Source organism: Turicibacter sp. (assembly GCF_017941855.1).
Lineage (GTDB): Bacteria > Bacillota_I > Bacilli_A > MOL361 > Turicibacteraceae > Turicibacter > Turicibacter sanguinis.
Genome location: NZ_JAGAVR010000074.1, coordinates 1 through 4,754, shown reverse-complemented (window position 1 = coordinate 4,754; position 4,754 = coordinate 1). Strand labels below are relative to the sequence as shown.

General features: G+C 33.6%; 6 protein-coding genes. 5 read left to right on the top strand and 1 reads right to left on the bottom strand.

Annotated elements, in window-relative coordinates:
• Positions 1 to 375 precede the first annotated feature (375 nt).
• Complete coding sequence (locus tag J6D32_RS08925) at positions 376 to 672, bottom strand: hypothetical protein (protein WP_287467585.1); 297 nt, start codon at positions 670 to 672, stop codon at positions 376 to 378.
• A 427-nt stretch (positions 673 to 1,099) separates the two neighbouring features.
• Between J6D32_RS08925 and J6D32_RS08920 the strand changes: the two genes are divergently transcribed.
• The 5 genes from J6D32_RS08920 to J6D32_RS08900 all read left to right on the top strand — a co-directional run.
• Positions 1,100 to 1,282 carry a hypothetical protein gene (locus J6D32_RS08920; RefSeq protein ID WP_287467583.1) on the top strand — a complete coding sequence of 61 codons (183 nt, stop codon included), beginning with the start codon at positions 1,100 to 1,102 and terminating at the stop codon, positions 1,280 to 1,282.
• Positions 1,283 to 1,284: 2 nt separating this feature from the next.
• Positions 1,285 to 1,608, top strand: a complete 324-nt coding sequence (locus J6D32_RS08915) for a hypothetical protein (RefSeq protein WP_287467582.1) — start codon at positions 1,285 to 1,287, stop codon at positions 1,606 to 1,608.
• A gap of 12 nt (positions 1,609 to 1,620) precedes the next feature.
• A complete protein-coding gene (locus J6D32_RS08910; RefSeq protein ID WP_287467581.1) occupies positions 1,621 to 2,664 on the top strand; it encodes a CHC2 zinc finger domain-containing protein in 1,044 nt (347 codons plus the stop codon).
• A 1-nt stretch (position 2,665) separates the two neighbouring features.
• On the top strand, positions 2,666 to 3,925 hold the full coding sequence (locus J6D32_RS08905) for a VapE domain-containing protein (protein ID WP_287467580.1): 1,260 nt from the start codon (positions 2,666 to 2,668) through the stop codon (positions 3,923 to 3,925).
• 430 nt (positions 3,926 to 4,355) lie between these two features.
• Positions 4,356 to 4,754 (top strand): ERCC4 domain-containing protein (locus tag J6D32_RS08900; protein WP_287467578.1); only part of this gene is annotated, 399 nt, incomplete at its 3' end.

The window sequence follows — 4,754 nt, the reverse complement described above, 5'->3', positions numbered from 1 at the left end:
CGTAAACAAGCTAAAAAAGAAGCTTATGAACAAAAGCAATTAACTTTATTCGAAGAAATGGCCAAGAACCGCAAAGAAACTATTCCAACAACCGTAGATCCTAACTATTACTATGATTGGATGGCATTCTAACGAGCGTAAGAGTTCGTTGGTTCCAGTAAGGCTATTAGCAACTCGAGGTAAAAATCCCTTTAGTAATGTTATAAGCTGACTGCGAAACTATCACCCTCAGATTTGAGTAAAACTTTTCATTATCCATCGGAGAAAGTGGGTAAAAACACCTATTTTTAATTACAACTATTAGTCATTTTCTATCAATAGACTAAATCCTGTATTTAAAGTTGTAATTGTTTAACAGTTATTGGAATTTTATATTCAATATAACCTATTTTTGATTGAATTTAGGCGTATAGAGATAACCCTAAAGACTGTTTCACCTTTACCGTCGATATAAGTTGATTCGAACCAATAATCTAATGAGCACAAATTTGCGCCGATTAAAATTTCATTTAGATTATCGATTTTTTCTATTTTTCTCATCAAGTTTGCGTGTCCGTCTTTCGATGTCATTTCCATCATCGTCGCAACTTCACGACTGCTAATTGATCTTTTTGCTCTTTCGGCACGATATCCAACACCGAATTCATCCAACAACAAATTTATTACTTTCAACCATTTGACCATTTTTGAATAAAAAAAAGACCAACTTACTATTATAGAGTAGCAGTTGATCTAATATTCATAATTAGTCGAATTTACCAATGTTTTGACTTGAATCCCACAATATTACTGTGTTATAATTACCTTTGTTGTTATTTTAAGACAAATTAAAAAGAGCTTAAGTCTACCTGGCAAGTTCACTTGAGCTCTCAAACAAAAGATATCAATTACGCTATAAATAGCAACATTATTTAAAAGACCTTTAATACCTTTTTTACACGTAAAAGCGAACATATGTTCTTTAGTACTACCATTTTTTGGAGGTAGTGCCCTTTTAAGTATACAAAAATATAGGTTTTTTAAATAAATCGACTTGATTATTTTATCATCTATGTAAAAAAATGTCAATTACCAATTTTAGGAAGAAAGGGGGATTTTTGTGTTTGATTTAGAGAAGTTAACAAAAGCAGAGCGAAATGAGTTAATGCGACTGATGGTAAATGAACACGAGCGCCAACGTTACCATAATCGTACTGAAGAACAAAAGAGACGTTATCGTGAGCGTAAGCGTGAGTATATGCGCGAATATCGTAAACGTAAGAAAGCAGCAAAGGAGCAGTAATGATGGGTTTATTTCTCGAAAGCAACGAAATTGATTTAACTAATATCCCACTGGGACAACTTTTAACAGACTTAATTGAAGAAACTGGAGTTTACACTTCGTTTGAACAATTTGATGATCCAACATCTGAGATTACTAAGGTAAGGATTTTTGACATTGTGACGGTTAGTTATCAAGGGCAACTATATCACTTAGTGCGTAGACATGATGGACTTAATGCTGGATTACCTCACATCGTTCATTACGTTGACAAGTGCTTTATGTATAGAAAACTAGACAATGCAGAAGCAAAACTAAGACAGATGATTAGTGAATTTTTACTTTAAGGGGGGATTTTTATGAATTTAAGTCAATTATTTATCACGATTAGTTGTGATAACGAAGGCTTTAAACATAAGCCCAACAAATATGAAGTGAGTGACGTGACGAAGCGTATTCGAACGTCACCGCCAAAGACAATGACTGTTTCTGATTTTTGCGGATTAATTGCGACAGGCCACACTTTTATCAGTGGATGTGTAATAGATCCAGCAGCTAACACTTTAAAGGCGGATAACACTCACAATTTTTGCTTTTTCGGATTAGATATTGATAACAAAGAATATCAAGTTACTCCATCTGAAATGATTGAAGAAGTAAAGGCAAAGCTTGGAGTTGAGCCGACTATTTTTTATGACACGTTTAGTAGTACCAATGAACATCGCAAGTTCCGCTTACTTTATTTTTTTGAAAAGCCGATAAAAGATTATCAAACGTTTAAAAAAATGTATTGCCAGTTGAAACTTTTATTCCCAAATTTAATCGATAATTCAACAAGCAACCCTAACCGTTTATGGTTTGCGACAAACAAGGCTAACTCAGTAAGATTAAATCCAAACGCAAAGTTATTAGGAAATGATTTTTTTGAACGATTAAATGAAGTTGCGCCATTTGATTGTGGGGGCGGATATAAACGTAAAAAAGATATTAATTATTCTGAATGTATGGCTGGTGAATATGAAGATATTTATCAACACGTATCATTCCTAAAAGAAAAAACTCATGAGTTAGCGGAATATGTAATAGAAAATGTATCTATTTGTGATTATGTTGAGTTGGCTGGTGCAGAATTGAAAGATTTAGGAAGTTATTATACGTGTGCTTGTCCGTTTCATGGTGGAGATAACGAAAGTGGATTTGTTATTTATAAACACTCAAATAGTGCTTTTTGTTTCACTAAAAATTGTTGTGCTGGGGATGTTATCAGTCTTTGCAAGATTTATGAGAACAAAAATTATTTTGATGCTATTAGATCGTTATTAAGTCGTTTTAAATTAGGAGTTCCAATGGACTATATCGATAAACAAAAATTATTAGCGTTATTGCAGCAAGGAGGTAACTAATGTGAGCACAAATTTACGTGTTTTATCAAATGAAGAAATAGCTTTAATTAATAACATCGGAGAAGCAATGAAAAAAGAAGGAATTTTTGCTTTCAAAAATGTTGATTCAAAAGGAAAGCCGTTGAGAGAGTGGGAAAATTTAAAATTATTAATCGAGCATCATGGAATAAAAGTGGTTCTGAATAGTATTTCTAAACAAGTTGAGATACAAGGACTAGAAACAAAAGATTTTGATTCGTGTGTGTGCGATATTCACTCATTATGTATGAAAAATGAGTTTGCTATGCCATTGGATAGTATTGGACGATTAGTGAATCGTATTTCCGTTGCTAATGAGTACAATCCAGTTACTGAATACCTTACAGAAGCCTATAACGAGTGGGATAAAGAAGTAGGACGTATTCAAAGGGTTTGTGATAGCTTAGTTACAGACGTTTATTTTAGTCGTTTTTTTAAGGATAAGTTAGTAAGGAAATGGTTAGTGAACGCAGTTATGATCCCCTTTAACACTGGTGAAAGTAACACTGAAGGAGTTTTAATTCTTCAAGGGGCGCAAGGTAAAGGGAAAACAACGTGGATAAAATCACTTATTCCAGCAGAATTAAAGCCATACTTCAAAGAAGGTATGCGTTTAGTCGTTTCAGACAAAGATAGCGTTTATGAGTCAATCAGCAACTGGATCGTAGAGTTAGGAGAGTTAGATGGAACGTTAAAAAAAGACCAGGCAGGGTTAAAAGCATTTTTTAACCGTCAGTTAGATGTTCAGCGTAGACCTTACGACCGTTCAACGACATCATTTCCAAGACGTACAGCGTTCTTTGGAACAGTAAATAAGGACGAGTTCCTAAAGGATGAAACTGGAGATAGACGTTATTGGGTTATTCCAGTCACTGATATTAAACGTGGAGTTTTAGAGAAAGATGAGATCAAACAGTTTTGGGGTGAGGTTATGCATCTTTGGAAAAGCGGAGAGATGCCACACTACCTAGATCAGTTAGAATTAGAAACATTACACGAAAGCAATTCATCTTATCGTGAAACAACACCGACTGAAATTAATATTGAAAATGGATTTGATTGGTCAGTTCCGGAAAGTGAGTGGACTTATAAGAAAGCAGCTGAAATTAGAGCAACACTTAATATAAAAGCTTCAAAAGGTTTTAGAGCAGCTATTGAAAGTTTTGGCGCTAAATACAACAGAAATAATTCAGGGACTGTTTATTTAACACCGCCTTATCGTAACGATATACCGCTATTATAATGCGTGTAAGTAAAGCGTAAGTAAAAGTGTAGGTAAAAGTGTAGGTAAGTGTAACTAAGTGCAAGTAAAGTGTAACTAAGTGCAAGTAAAGTGTAAGTAAAAAAACAGTTACTTACACACCTCTATTTATGGTAATACCAACGAATATAAGCATTTGTGTAAGTAATGTAAGTAAAAATAAGCAAAAAAATATTTTTTTAAAAAACACTATATTTAAGGGGGTTTTGGCTATTTTTTTTAGAAAGTTTTGTTTTTTACCTACATACCTACACTATGGGCGAAAACATGGTAATACCAACGTTTATCGTACTTACACGTTACTTACACTTACTTACACTTACTTACACTACCTACACCACATAAGTTATTAGAATTAAAAAATAAGAAGGGATAAGAGTATGAAAAAAACTTTACTATTAGGAGAATTTAAATGTTTAAAAATTATAAGTTTACAGACCGAGAAATTGCTGATTTAGTGAATTCAGCTATTATTTTAATTGATACACGTGAGAAAGATACTTTTCAACTAAGATTATTCAATGAGTATTGTGCGAGCTGCTTAATTAAAACTGAAAAAACGAAACTTCCAGTAGGTGACTATGGGGTAAAGGTGCCAGCTAATCAAGAATTGGGCATAATGAGGGATATTTATATGCCATTTGTGGTAGAACGTAAAGCAAACTTAGACGAATTATGTGTGAACTTTTCTTCAACGGATCGCACACGTTTCTTAAATGAATTTGCAAAAGCACAGATCGGTGGCTTTAAAATTCATGTGGTAGTTGAGTCGAATGATTATAATGACTTAGTCACAGGGAATTACCGTTCT